This is a genomic window from Pseudomonas sp. LPB4.O (genome assembly GCF_038383825.1).
Lineage (GTDB): Bacteria > Pseudomonadota > Gammaproteobacteria > Pseudomonadales > Pseudomonadaceae > Aquipseudomonas > Aquipseudomonas putida.
The window spans coordinates 2,361,381-2,373,334 of record NZ_CP151298.1; the positions used below are offsets into that span (position 1 = coordinate 2,361,381).

Genomic DNA, 11,954 nt, shown 5'->3' on the forward strand with positions numbered 1-11,954 from the left:
TTGGAACGAGCCAGTCGCGGGGGAATTTAAGCGGGCTAAAGAACTGCGAGGGGGGGCCGATAGGGTGGTTACGGCAAGGACCTATCTTTCGGCAGGGAATCGACATGAGCGGCATCACGGCAAGCAACCTGATGATCAATGGCATTTCAGCGCAGACGCTGAGCGCGAACGCAACGACCGAACGCGAACAGGCAAAACAGGCTGGCGAGGCACTGGGCCCCTTGAGCATCAGTAGCGATAGCATGAAGGTTTCTGCGGGTAGCCAGGCGCAACCTACGGACAGTGAAGATAGTGGTGAGTCCGAGGCCGTAACCGAGCTGCGTCAGCTGATCAAGGACCTGCAGAAGCAGCTTGTCGAGGAGCAGAAGCAGTTGGCCGCATTGCAGAACAGCAAGATGGATGACGCTGCCAAGGCGGCTGCGGTGGGCGCCAAGCAGGCGAGCATTGCCACCATCAATGGGCAGATCATGGCTGCCACGGCGCAGTTGCTGGAGCTGTTGCAGCAAGAGGGTGGCAGCAGCTCGGGCGGGATGGTCAGCGCCACGGCCTGACTGTCTTACGCAACAACCTGTAGGAGCGGCCTTGCGTCGCGATGGGCCGCAAGGCCGCTCCTACACACAGCGCCAGATACAGGCGGTTATTCGGACGCCAAGCGCCCCTTGCTCTGCCGGTCGCTCTTGTACTGCATGGCCACTGCCGGTGCCGGCTTGGCGGCACCGGTCTCTAGCCACTGGCGCATGCGGCTGGCATCGGCGAAGTGCGTGTACTTGCCGAAGGCGTCGAGGATGACCATGGCCACCGGGCGGTTGTCCATGCGGGTCAACAGCACCAGGCAGTGCCCGGCTTCGTTGGTGAAGCCAGTCTTGGTCAGTTTGATGTCCCAGTTGCTTTTGTTTACCAGGTGGTCTGTGTTGCGGAAGCCCAGGGTGTAGTTGGGCTTGCGGAAGGCCACGGTCTTCTCGCGGGTGGTCGACAACTCGCTCAGCATCGGGTACTTGCGCGAAGCCATCAGCAATTTGGCCAGGTCGCGGGCGGTGGACACGTTCTGCGTCGACAGGCCGGTCGGCTCTACGTAGCGGGTATGTGCCATACCCAGGCTGCGGGCCTTGGCATTCATCGCCTTGATGAACGCCGGATAGCCGCCGGGGTAGGCGTTGGCCAGGCTGTTGGCGGCACGGTTTTCCGACGACATCAGGGTAATCAGCAGGGTTTCGCGGCGGTCGAGCTGGCTGCCCAGGCGCACGCGCGAATACACGCCTTTCATTTCCGGGTTGTTGGCAATGGTCATGGTGAGCATGTCATCCATGGGCAGCTTGGCATCCAGCACCACCATCGCTGTCATCAGCTTGGTTACCGAAGCGATCGGCACCACGCGGTCGGCGTGGCTCGAATACAGCTCCTGGTTGGTATTCAGGTCGATCAGCAGGGCGCTGCCTGAAGCCAGATGCAACTTGGACGGGTCACGTTGGACTTGGGCCGGGGGTTGTGCAGCAGCAGTCGACGGAAGGGTCGCGGTACCTGTGAGCAACAGCAGCAGGCTGAGGATGGACAGGGATGTTTTCACGTTGAGGCTCACTAAAAGTTGGTATGTCGTTGGCTGTGCAAGGGTTTTCCCCAAAAACCGATACATTCTGGAGTATGGCTGAATTGCTGTCGAATGCCTTATGACTAAAGGGCGTAAGGTGAACGAAATTTAATCCTTTACCAATTCTGTACCAATTACGTTCTTTTCCAGTTTCGCTCGTAGAACGCCGCGAACACCTGGTTGCACCGGGAAAAGTTATCGTGCATCCACTGGATCAAGGGCTCTGCCTCTTCGAGCGTGAAGGGGTCTACCTGCTTCTATTTCTTGCGCGGCAATTCAATCGATGCCGCCGGGTTCCTGTCCACCACTTCGTCATACACTGCAGCGCATGGCCACAACCACGGCAGGCCTCGCAGCGCGGTAGTGAATAGAGGGCAGTGGGGTAAAAAAATGGAGCTTTCGTTCGTGGCCAGTGGTCAAGCTAGTTGGATAGGCCTAATTCCAAATGAAGGGGTCTGCCAGTCCGGGTTACACCAACCACCAGCCGGCGATGAAGGAGGGCTTTATGCGAATGAGGGGCCACGTGTACTGGGCTTGGGCTGACCCGACACTGCACCACCAAAGTCATGAAGAAACACTGAGTGACGGCACTCGTATTGATGTTCGGGTGAGGCTTTGCCGACCTGGCGGGACGCAGATGTTCTTGGGGATTTATGCGCGGTCAGGGATGGCGTTATACGAAGAGGCATACACCTCTCAGCCAGGCGAGTCGATGACGAGGATGCTTGCTAGGGGAGTGGCTCAAGCTCGTCGCATCGCTGCCGAGGGCGCGTCAGGATGCGATGAGGTGGGCCGCTATGCCCTTGGCCAAGCGCCAAGGTTTCCAGATTGAAAGATGATCGAACAATCGGCTGTAGTTACCCGCCAGCCCTGCAACCGCGAGGTATACAAACCACTTTCGCAGCATTCTGGAGAACTTTCTTTTAATGAATCGCAACAATCGGCACACCTTGAAAAATGGCCCTGTCGCAAAAACGAAAAAGCCCAACCAAGTGTTGGGCTTCAGGTCACTCCTCAACACCAGCAGGAATGACAGGATCGGGCAAATTTACGGCACGGCGACATGACACTGCAAGCCCTTTCGAGCGCCTGTTTCCTGCCGCTTCACCGGGCGGACTGATCCGCTGCTGCCGCTAGCGTTAAGGCAGCGTGATACCGCACATCAATCTGTGCGCAAGATCGGGAACTGCGCCGCTGGATTGCGTGATTCGGCGTTCATCAATGCGCACGCAGTCGCGGCCTCGGACTTGTTGATAAAGCTGCGCTTGAGCCGCTGTTTCTCCTGATTGTCGTAGATATCGAAGCCGCCCGAAGTTGTGGCGGCATAGAACCGGTTGCCAATGCAGAAGGACTCGCCTTCCACTGGCACAGCAGGAACGATAACGAATCTTGGTTGCATGTTTCGCGCCTCCCCAGGCAGATAGCTAATTATTAGTCTGAGAGCGGGAAGGCAACAATATGACTCATCGAGACTAATCAATGGCGTGGCGTGTCACGCGTGTCAACCACGCGCTTTTGGTCAGCCGGCATCCCGATGCAATCTGTGACGGGCGGGGCATCGGGATGCCCCTCCCGGCTTTCAAGGCTCAGCGATGGATCAGCGAGAGCTCGCTGATGATGCAGACCGAGCCGTCAGTGGCCGGCGTTGCATCGGTATAGTCAACCTGGTTGTAGATGCCGCCGTGGAATTCGAACAGGCGCGACGCCCAGGTGCTGTCGAGCTGTAAATCACCAGAGGCGCCGGACACCCCGTTGCATTTGGCCGATACATTCACCACGCCTGCAGACGTGGTGTGGATGCTCACGTTGAACTGCGCCCCCAGAGGCACCCCTTTGAGCACAGTCGAGTTTACCGGGTCGGTCTGGTTGTAGGTCTGCCGAAACCCCAGGGTGATGTTGCCTTTGTTCCAGAACACCTTCAACGGCGGGCTGTCATCCCCACGCACGTGCATCTGGGCGATCACCACCTTCAGCGCCGAGTTGACCTTGGTCAGGGTCATGGTTTGGCGATTCCAGTGATCCTGGGCGCTGGACAATGTCCAGTCTTCGGTTTCTGTCCACTCGCAGCGGGTCCTGCGGGTGCTTTTGCTCGAAGCACCTTTGGTAGGGGCTGAAAGCTGGATTGAGCCATCGCTGAGTACCGTTACCACACTCGGCAACCGCGCGATCGCTTCGGCGCCGTTGAGTTCGAGTGCTACAGGATTGGTTGAGGAGACGGCCACCGGGGTGGCGATGGTGAGGTTGCTGATGTCTACGGTCATGGGAGCTCCTGACGAAAAAGTGGCTTGAATGACGAACCGATCGAGCAGCCTTGTATCTGGCTGTCGAATTGAACATTAGCCACAAGCTAAAAAATGGTCAATAGCCAGCAGCTAAATAATTTCGCTCTGAGACAAATTACCTGCTGGCGAAATTTTTCTGTGACAGGGCTTTACGCTGGATTTGGCGGTGAGATAAGCTTTCCTCGAGCACTGTACGAATATACAGCTATCAGGATGAGAATATGTCTAAGCACATGAAGGCAGCACCCCAGCAGCATCAGGAAATGACCGGAGTAGAGCGGCTTAGCCTGCGGGTGTCGTCGATGATCAACCACCCGCTCGCACAGACGCAGCGCTGGGTCGTTGTGCATCGCCTGGATACCGACGGTGATGCGGAGTGGGAGGAAGTGATGGGCCTGCTGTCCGACACGCCAGAGTTGGACCTGACGTTCAACGACGACGAAAGCGTCACCGTGCGCTGGGAGCGTAGCAGTGTGGAGGAGCGTGACGACTTTATCGTCGAGCAGTTCAGCAAGGAGGAGGTTGAAGCGGCAGCGCCTTTCTGAGCGTTATGCAAAGCCCGCCTGGGTGGCGGGCTTCGGCTTCATACCAGGTGCGCATTCCACACCAACAGCACCCTGGCCTGAATGTAGGTTTCTTCCCGGCGAATCATGCGGTCCTTGTGCCGCGAGTTGTCGGAAATCATCTCGAAGTGGTCATCGTCAGCGATCTGCAATCGCTTGATGTAGATGTGATCACCCCAAGAGAAGAAGTAGATGCCATCGCCGACAAACTCGCGGATGCTGACATCGACGATCAGCGGGTCGCGGTGCTTGATGGTCGGCTCCATCGACTGACCCCAGCCGGTGATCATCTTCAGGTGGTGGTGTTCAGTGAACGCCACACCCAGCTCGCGAAGATGGCTGGGGCTGACGCGAACATCCTTGAACATCTCAGGGTAGTCGTGGGGGATCTGGCCGCCGCCCATGGCGGCCCGCACATCGTAGTGGGCGATCCACACTTCGTCACCGACCAGGCCCGGGCGAACAAAGTCAGCCTTTACCAGCGTGGCATCCTGCGGTTCTTCTGCAGCGGCCAGCAACCTTTGCCGGGTTTCTTCAGGGATTCCCTTGCCGCTTCGGGCAAGCATCTGCTTGACCAGGTCGGCCGCCGAAAGCTTGCCTTCGCCCGCTTCGACCGACGGCTGCACGGGGTCGCCTGCCGACAGTGCGTCGAACCAACCCCGGGGCAGGTCTTCGATGCCCTCGATTCTGCGGGCCACATCATCGCCCAGGTTTTTCGCGGTCTTGTCGGAAAGAATCTGGCTCAGGTGTGCAGGCGCCATCCCCCAGCGTTCTGCGCAGGATCCCTTCTTCTGGCTGCCGATAAGCTTGACCAGGTTGTGCTTGCGAATGTCGTAGATGTCCATAGGGCGAAGCATGCCAGTGTTTAGCTTGCTGCTAAATGTGCGCATGGCTAAATTAGCTCTTGTTGAAATGTTAGCTGTAGGCTAAATTAAATCCATCAACAAGAAAAGCCACTGAGGCATTTTTGTCCAGGGCTCGTCGCATCATCATCGGTAATGAGGTTTACATGGATCCGACCGACCTCGGCCCGGGCACAGTCACTTGGCTGAGCGGCACGGGCACTGTGTTGCTAGGTGCATTTCTATGGCTGCGCAAGTGGCTGTCCCGGGATGCAGCCGAGCGTGCGATGGACAACGCAGATATTGCAGTTATCCGCCGCCTGACCGAGTTGCTGGATAGTGAGCGGGACGCCCGCCGAGAGGCAGAAGCCAAAGCTGATCAGTTCGCCAGGGAGCGCAACGATCTGGTGCTCACCGTAGGGCGGCTGCAAGGCAAAGTACTGGCGCTGACCAGCCAGCTGCGGCGTAGCTCACAACGCTGAGCCAACACTGAGGTGACAGGGCCGGCAAAAACCAAAAAAAAAGCCCGCCAAATTGGCGGGCCATAAGGGCGTAGGGAGCAACGCACAACAAATTCGGTCAGGCAACCAGGGTGCCTGGTTGCAGCTGTTCAGCCAGGGCTTGGGCCGAGGCAAGGGATGGCATTGGCCCGCTCACGGCTTCGCCGTTGCGCACCAGGTACCAGCATGCCAGCAGGCCCTGCTCACGCAGTGAAGTGGGGACGGCGCTGCCGACAACGGACATGATCTGGATAGTGGCCATGAGGACCTCCTGTGAAACATGGCTCTACCATACGCAGCGGCCTGGGCGGTTTGAAATCAACTTCCTCGATAGTGGTCATTAGTTCTATCAACCGTTACCAGCGCGGTGGGCCGTAATACACCGGGGGCGGGCCGTAGTAGGTGCGGTAGCCTGGGGGCGGTGGCGCCGGCGCGTAGTACGGCTGGTAATACACCGGCTGCGGCGGTGGTTGCACGTACACCGGCGGCGGCGCGTAATAGACCGGCTGGCGTTCGACGTACACCGTACGGTCACGCCCGCCATAAACCGTCGCGCCGACCACTGCGCCGACCACCGCCGCACCCAGGAGCGGGCCCGGCCCATACCAGCCACCGCCGCCATGGCCGCCGTGGGCAGCAGCGGGCCCGCTGATGGCCAAGGCGCCGACCAGCAGGGCGATTCCGGGAATGTGACGGTTCATAAAGCAACCTCGCAGAGAAACCCCACGTTCGGGGCCTTATTAATATGACTCCAGTCTCTGTCAGCTGAGCACAGGGGAACGGTAAAGGTTGTGTAAGGGACGACCAGTGGTTGGCTCTGTTACGCTGAACAAACGTTTCAGTTATGACAAAGGAGCAGGTTATGTCGACAACTCCCAGCAGGGATACCGTGCTGTGCATCTCCCTGGCCGGGCGCCCCGGCACCTTCGGCGTTCGTTTTCACAACCACCTGTACCAGCAGTTGGGCCTGGACTTCTACTACAAGGCCATGCGCACCGATGACCTGCCTGCGGCGGTGGCGGGGATCCGCGCGCTGGGTATCCGCGGTTGCGGCGTGTCGATGCCGTACAAGGAGGCCTGCATGGCACTGGTCGACGAAATCGACCCGTCGGCAGCGGCCATCGAGTCGGTCAATACCTTGGTCAATACCGATGGCCACCTGAAAGCCTACAACACCGATTACCTGGCCGTGCGCCAGTTGCTGGCGCAGCATCAGGTCGATCCGGGCACCGCCTTTGCCTTGCGTGGCAGTGGTGGGATGGCCAAGGCCGTGGCCAGTGCCCTGCGTGATGCCGGCTTTGCAGAAGGCATCATCGTTGCGCGCAACGAGCAGGCCGGTCGGCAACTGGCGGATGTGTGCGGCTATCGATGGGTGGCGGAGCTGGGCGACATCTGCCCGCCGATGCTGGTGAACGTGACGCCGATCGGTATGGCAGGCGGGCCGGAGGCAGAGGCGCTGGCGTTTGCCGAGCAGGCCATAGCGGCGGCGGAGCGGGTGTTCGATGTGGTGGCGATGCCGGCACAGACGCCGTTGATCCGCCGGGCCCAGGCCTTGGGCAAGCCGGTGATCACCGGGTTGGAGGTCATTGCGCTGCAGGCGCTGGAGCAGTTTGTGCTGTACACGGGTATCAGGCCGACGCGGGCGCAGGTGGATGCCGCAGTGGCTTACGCCCGGGATATCTAGTTACTCCTGTGCTGGCCCCTTCGCGGCTTTAGCCGCGAAAGGGCCAGTACAGACCATAGAAGGGTCAGAACACCCTGTGCCCGTCATCCAGCTGCTGGTCGACCAGGGCGCGGCCATGGGCCAGCGACACATGCTGCGCATTCTCAAGGCTGGAGAAAAACTTCATCGGCATCGACAGGCGCTTGCTGGTATGCCCGTCGGGCGCGGTGATCAGGCAGCCGGCGGCATAGGGCAGGGGGGAGTCGGGGTGGGGCATCACGCTGGCGGTGATGGTGTGCTCGCGGTATTCACAGTGAAGAGATTGCATCGTCCTTACCTCGCTGTGGCATGTGAAGCAGTTACCTTCATATACCACAGCAAGGGGCCGGGAGTTCCCGGCCCGACGAGCGAACGGCGACGAACGCTTAGCCCTTGAGCTCGGTCGGCTGGATCACTTCGACCCAGTAACCGTCCGGGTCCTTGACGAAGGCCAGGTGGTTCATGCGCCCGTCCTGCAGGCGTTTCTGGAAGGGTACTTCCAGTGCTTCGAAGCGCGCACAGGCGGCGCGCACATCCGGCACGGAGATGCAGATGTGGCCAAACCCGCGCGGGTCGGTGTTGCCGTTGTGGTAAGCAAACTCGGCATCGTTTTCGGTGCCGTGGTTGTGGGTCAGCTCCAGTACGCCAGGGATCGACTTCATCCACTGGTGGCGTGCGGCGTCATCGGCGGGAATCTGCGCCGGGTCAACCAGGGCCAGGAAGTACAGGCTGAAGGCGGCTTCCGGGAAATCGCGCTTGTCCACCAGGCGGAAGCCCAGCACGCGGGTGTAGAAGTCCAGCGACTTCTCGATGTCCTTGACCCGCAGCATGGTGTGGTTGAAGACGAATTGGGCGGTAGCGGCATCCGGTTGGGCGGTGACGCCAGGCAGGGTTTGCAGATCGTGCAGGCTCATGGGAACTCCTGAGACGGGGCCGGGCGCAGGGCACCGGCAAAACAGACAGGCTGGCCATGATACGGCAGTGCGCTGATTGCGCAAATGAAAGCGCCCTGCACAAGGCAGGGCGCTAGAATTAGAGGCCCGCATGTGCGGGCGCGTGGGGTCGCTAGTCCTTTAGCTGTCTCGATACTGAGCCAGCCCTTGTGAAAAAAGTGTGAAGCAAGTGTGGACGTTTCATCAGCGTACCCAGCTTTCTACCGTGGCGCCCCCGTACTGTTCTTTCCAGGCCTTGAGGCCCCGGTGGTTGCCACCTTTGGTCTCGATCCGCTCGCCGGTGTGCGGGTTCTGATAAACCTTTACCACGCGCGGGCGGCGCTGTTGCTTGGGCGCTGTGCTGGTACCCCTGCTTACCGCCTTGGGGTCGAGGATGGCGATGATATCGCGCAGGCTCTTGTCATAGCTTTTCATCAGGCCGACTAGTTTCTGCTCGAATTCGATTTCGCGTTTGAGGCCGGCATCCTTTTTCAAGGCTTCCAGTTGCGCCATCTGCTCCTGGAGCGCTTTTTCGGCAGCACGAAACTCTGCAAGTCTGGACACTGTAATCACTCCTGTACGTCGGTCGTGGCAGGGCGTGACGAACATTGAATACGCATAAAAACGCCAGCCACGCGGGTGGGTTCCGCTGTTCGCTGATATCGAGTGTAGTCATTCATGGGTACTTGGTAAACTGCTAACTTTTGTAAGTAAGGCGGGAACTTTCCTAGTTTTGCGTGCGGTATTTTCCGGGTTTTTTGCACCTGCCCTTCGGCACGTTTAGACCATGGTCCAATGGCCTGTGCCAGAGCCTTTGCGCGATCATTTCAGATGATGGCCGGCGATTGTTCGGCCTTGTCGCAGTGCCGTGGCCAGTTCGTGCCACAGTGTGTTAACTCGCCTTTGATTCTGGATGTTTCCTCGCATGTTTTCCCCTTTCCCCCTCGCCCCTGGGCGCCGTGTTGCCGGCCTGTTCCTGTTGTGTGCCGGCGTCAACGCCCAGGCCGCCGGTTTTCTTGAAGACAGCAGCGCCAAGATTGAAGCACGCAATGTCTATTTCAACCGGGATTTTCGTGACGGCCATAGCAGTTCCAGCCAAGGTGCGTCCAAGCGGGAAGAATGGGCGCAAGGTTTCATCCTTAATGTCCAGTCGGGTTATACCCAGGGCCCGGTAGGTTTTGGCGTGGATGCGCTGGGCATGTTCGGTTTCAAACTCGACTCCAGCCCGGCCGACAGTAACAGCGGCTTGCTGCCTTCTTCCGGGCATGATCCTCGGCACTCGGCTGACCAGTACGCGAAGATGGGGCTGGCGGCCAAGGTCAAAGTGTCCAATACCGTGTTCAAGTACGGCTCGATGATGCCCGATGTGCCCTTGCTCAAATACAACGATGGCCGCCTGCTGCCTACCATGTTCCATGGCGCCATGCTCACGTCTGAGGAAGTGCGCGACTTGAAGTTCACCCTGGCCCGCCTGGACAAATACACAGCGCGGGATTCCACCGACCGCCAGGACATTCGCGTGCACTGCAAGAACAAGCGCTATGCCTGCGATACAGAAGCCGACCACTTCGACCTGGCCGGTGTCGATTACCGCTTCAACGAGCGAATCAGTGCCCAGTACCAGGTGGCCAAGCTGGAAAACATCTACCGCCAGCACTTCCTCGGCCTGGTCGCCAGCCAGCCGTTGGCGGTGGGCAGCCTGTCGGCCGACCTGCGCCTGATCAAGAGTGATGACATTGGCAATGCCCGCGCGGGTGCAATCGACCATCGCGCCTTCAGCGGCATGCTCGGCTACAGCCTGGGCGGCCACAAGATCAGTGCCGGCTGGCAGCGGATGTATGGCGACAGCGCCATGCCCTACCTGGATGGCAGCAACCCGTACCTGGTCAACTATGCCCAGGTCAACGACTTCGCCGCCGCTCAGGAGCGTTCCTGGCAGGTGCGTTACGACTATGACTTCAAGGCGCTGGGCGTGCCCGGCCTGACCTTCTTCACCCGGTACATCAACGGCGACAATATAAAGGTGCCGGGCAGCAGCGCCGAAGGCAAGGAATGGGAGCGCGACACCGAGTTCAAGTACCAGGTGCAAAGTGGCACTTTCAAGGATGTCAGCGTGCGCCTGCGTAATTCCACCTACCGCAGCAACTATGAAAAGTGGGCGCGTGACATGGATGAAACACGGGTCATTGTCAGCTACAACTTCTCGATCTTCTAAGCGGGCATTTTGCCAAATACCAGTAGCCGCCTGACAATGGCTGCTGGTTCCCGCAAAGGGCAGGGCGATGAAAGACCTGTTGTTGATCGGAATTGGCGCGGGTGACCCGCGCCAGATCACGTATGAAGCCGTTGATGCGCTGCGTAGCGCTTGTGTGTTCTTCGTGCTCGACAAGGGCAGCGACAAGGATGAACTGGTACGCCTGCGCAAGGCCATTGTGCAACGTTACCGTCCCGAAGGTGGCTATCGCCTGGTGCAGGTGGCCGACCCCTCGCGCGATGGCCAGGCGGATGACTACCTTGGCGCGGTGCAGGACTGGCACCGGCAGCGTGCTGCGCTGTACGCCCAGCTGATCGAGCGAGAGATTGGCGATGGGGAAACCGGCGCTTTTCTGCTGTGGGGCGAGCCGACCCTGTACGACAGCACCCTGCGTATTCTCGATCTGGTCCGCGAACGCGGCGTGGCGCTGCGCCTGCAGATAATCCCTGGCATCAGCAGTGTGCAGGCGCTGGCGGCGCGGCACCAGGTGCCGCTCAACCGCATCGGCGAGCCTCTGACCGTGCTGCCAGGGCGGCGCCTGGCCGGGCAGGGGCCTATCGACAATGTGGTGGTAATGCTCGACGGGCAGTGCGCGTTTGCCCAGCTTGATGACCCGGAGCTGGTGATCTACTGGGGCGCGTACCTGGGGACCGAGGATGAAGTGCTGATTGCCGGGCCCTTGCAGGCGGTGAAGGCACGCATACTGGAAGTGCGGGAGCAGGAGAGGCGGCGCAAGGGGTGGATCATGGATACCTATCTATTGCGCAGGGAGCTGTGAGCTGTGTTGCCTGTACTGGCCGCTTCGCGGGTAAACCCGCGAAGGGGCCGGCCCAGGCCGCCCCAATCTCAAACCGGACCGAGAATGGCCATCACCTTGTCGCGCAACTGGTCGATGCTGAACGGCTTGCCGATCAGGTGCATGCCCTCGGGCACATTGATACTGTCGGCATAGCCACTGGCGAACAGCACGGGCAGCAACGGGCGCAACTCGCGTGCTTTAACCGCCAGTACCTCACCGCGCATGTCCGGCAAACCCACATCGGTCATCATCAGTGCCAGTGTCTGGTTCGGGTCTTCGAGCACGCGCAGCGCGGCTGCGGCGTCTTCGGCTTCGATGACCGAGTAGCCCAACTCGTCGAGCACTTCGACCATCAGCATACGGACGATGTCGTCATCTTCGACTACCAGAAGGTGCATGGCTTGGGTCCTGTGCAATGAATGTCTTTAATCTGTGCTCCGGTTGGCAGCAGAAGTTCCCGAGGATACCGATCCCTGCAATCAGATGGAACGATTG

The 11,954-nt window shown here is 59.6% G+C and carries 18 protein-coding genes; 8 read left to right on the forward strand and 10 right to left on the reverse strand.

Going from position 1 to position 11,954, the window contains the following annotated elements; genetic code table 11:
* The first annotated feature begins 104 nt into the window (after positions 1–104).
* Positions 105–551 carry a hypothetical protein gene (locus MRBLPB4O_RS10555; RefSeq protein ID WP_016499103.1) on the forward strand — a complete coding sequence of 149 codons (447 nt, stop codon included), beginning with the start codon at positions 105–107 and terminating at the stop codon, positions 549–551.
* An 86-nt stretch (positions 552–637) separates the two neighbouring features.
* On the opposite strand, the gene pbpG is transcribed toward MRBLPB4O_RS10555, so the two are convergent.
* On the reverse strand, positions 638–1,564 hold the full coding sequence (gene pbpG, locus MRBLPB4O_RS10560; protein WP_341798358.1) for a D-alanyl-D-alanine endopeptidase: 927 nt from the start codon (positions 1,562–1,564) through the stop codon (positions 638–640).
* A 526-nt stretch (positions 1,565–2,090) separates the two neighbouring features.
* Between pbpG and MRBLPB4O_RS10565 the strand changes: the two genes are divergently transcribed.
* Both MRBLPB4O_RS10565 and MRBLPB4O_RS10570 read left to right on the forward strand, forming a co-directional pair.
* Complete coding sequence (locus MRBLPB4O_RS10565; protein WP_341798871.1) at positions 2,091–2,417, forward strand: hypothetical protein; 327 nt, start codon at positions 2,091–2,093, stop codon at positions 2,415–2,417.
* Positions 2,418–2,420: 3 nt separating this feature from the next.
* On the forward strand, positions 2,421–2,618 hold the full coding sequence (locus MRBLPB4O_RS10570) for a hypothetical protein (protein WP_341798359.1): 198 nt from the start codon (positions 2,421–2,423) through the stop codon (positions 2,616–2,618).
* A 129-nt stretch (positions 2,619–2,747) separates the two neighbouring features.
* Here MRBLPB4O_RS10570 and MRBLPB4O_RS10575 read toward each other — a convergent pair whose 3' ends face one another.
* The gene (locus MRBLPB4O_RS10575; RefSeq protein WP_341798360.1) at positions 2,748–2,984 is read right to left on the reverse strand and encodes a hypothetical protein; all 237 of its coding nucleotides are present in this window, start codon (positions 2,982–2,984) and stop codon (positions 2,748–2,750) included.
* A 187-nt stretch (positions 2,985–3,171) separates the two neighbouring features.
* A complete protein-coding gene (locus MRBLPB4O_RS10580; protein ID WP_341798361.1) occupies positions 3,172–3,846 on the reverse strand; it encodes a polysaccharide lyase family 7 protein in 675 nt (224 codons plus the stop codon).
* Between the two features lie 242 nt (positions 3,847–4,088).
* Between MRBLPB4O_RS10580 and MRBLPB4O_RS10585 the strand changes: the two genes are divergently transcribed.
* The gene (locus tag MRBLPB4O_RS10585; protein ID WP_049276605.1) at positions 4,089–4,412 is read left to right on the forward strand and encodes a DUF1654 domain-containing protein; all 324 of its coding nucleotides are present in this window, start codon (positions 4,089–4,091) and stop codon (positions 4,410–4,412) included.
* 38 nt (positions 4,413–4,450) lie between these two features.
* Here the strand turns inward: MRBLPB4O_RS10585 and MRBLPB4O_RS10590 are convergent, their stop codons facing one another.
* On the reverse strand, positions 4,451–5,275 hold the full coding sequence (locus MRBLPB4O_RS10590; RefSeq protein ID WP_341798872.1) for a S24 family peptidase: 825 nt from the start codon (positions 5,273–5,275) through the stop codon (positions 4,451–4,453).
* 164 nt (positions 5,276–5,439) lie between these two features.
* On the opposite strand from MRBLPB4O_RS10590, the gene MRBLPB4O_RS10595 reads away from it, so the two are divergent.
* Positions 5,440–5,754: a chemotaxis protein gene (locus MRBLPB4O_RS10595; protein WP_341798362.1), complete on the forward strand. Its 315-nt coding sequence runs from the start codon at positions 5,440–5,442 to the stop codon at positions 5,752–5,754.
* 97 nt (positions 5,755–5,851) lie between these two features.
* On the opposite strand, the gene MRBLPB4O_RS10600 is transcribed toward MRBLPB4O_RS10595, so the two are convergent.
* Entirely contained in the window at positions 5,852–6,034 is a 183-nt protein-coding gene (locus tag MRBLPB4O_RS10600; RefSeq protein WP_016499110.1) for a hypothetical protein, read from the reverse strand.
* 94 nt (positions 6,035–6,128) lie between these two features.
* A complete protein-coding gene (locus MRBLPB4O_RS10605) occupies positions 6,129–6,473 on the reverse strand; it encodes a hypothetical protein (RefSeq protein ID WP_341798363.1) in 345 nt (114 codons plus the stop codon).
* Between the two features lie 161 nt (positions 6,474–6,634).
* Between MRBLPB4O_RS10605 and MRBLPB4O_RS10610 the strand changes: the two genes are divergently transcribed.
* On the forward strand, positions 6,635–7,456 hold the full coding sequence (locus tag MRBLPB4O_RS10610; RefSeq protein WP_341798364.1) for a shikimate 5-dehydrogenase: 822 nt from the start codon (positions 6,635–6,637) through the stop codon (positions 7,454–7,456).
* Between the two features lie 64 nt (positions 7,457–7,520).
* Here MRBLPB4O_RS10610 and MRBLPB4O_RS10615 read toward each other — a convergent pair whose 3' ends face one another.
* The 3 genes from MRBLPB4O_RS10615 to MRBLPB4O_RS10625 all read right to left on the reverse strand — a co-directional run bounded on the left by MRBLPB4O_RS10615 (position 7,521) and on the right by MRBLPB4O_RS10625 (position 8,970).
* Entirely contained in the window at positions 7,521–7,763 is a 243-nt protein-coding gene (locus MRBLPB4O_RS10615; protein WP_341798365.1) for a hypothetical protein, read from the reverse strand.
* A gap of 97 nt (positions 7,764–7,860) precedes the next feature.
* On the reverse strand, positions 7,861–8,388 hold the full coding sequence (gene gloA / locus MRBLPB4O_RS10620; RefSeq protein ID WP_043196134.1) for a lactoylglutathione lyase: 528 nt from the start codon (positions 8,386–8,388) through the stop codon (positions 7,861–7,863).
* Between the two features lie 222 nt (positions 8,389–8,610).
* Positions 8,611–8,970, reverse strand: a complete 360-nt coding sequence (locus MRBLPB4O_RS10625) for a histone-like nucleoid-structuring protein, MvaT/MvaU family (protein ID WP_338744391.1) — start codon at positions 8,968–8,970, stop codon at positions 8,611–8,613.
* A gap of 361 nt (positions 8,971–9,331) precedes the next feature.
* Between MRBLPB4O_RS10625 and MRBLPB4O_RS10630 the strand changes: the two genes are divergently transcribed.
* Positions 9,332–10,621, forward strand: coding sequence for an OprD family porin (locus MRBLPB4O_RS10630; protein ID WP_341798366.1), 1,290 nt, complete (start codon positions 9,332–9,334; stop codon positions 10,619–10,621).
* 67 nt (positions 10,622–10,688) lie between these two features.
* The gene (gene cobF, locus MRBLPB4O_RS10635; protein ID WP_341798367.1) at positions 10,689–11,438 is read left to right on the forward strand and encodes a precorrin-6A synthase (deacetylating); all 750 of its coding nucleotides are present in this window, start codon (positions 10,689–10,691) and stop codon (positions 11,436–11,438) included.
* Between the two features lie 68 nt (positions 11,439–11,506).
* Here the strand turns inward: cobF and MRBLPB4O_RS10640 are convergent, their stop codons facing one another.
* Positions 11,507–11,857 carry a response regulator gene (locus MRBLPB4O_RS10640; RefSeq protein WP_341798368.1) on the reverse strand — a complete coding sequence of 117 codons (351 nt, stop codon included), beginning with the start codon at positions 11,855–11,857 and terminating at the stop codon, positions 11,507–11,509.
* Positions 11,858–11,954: the final 97 nt, after the last annotated feature.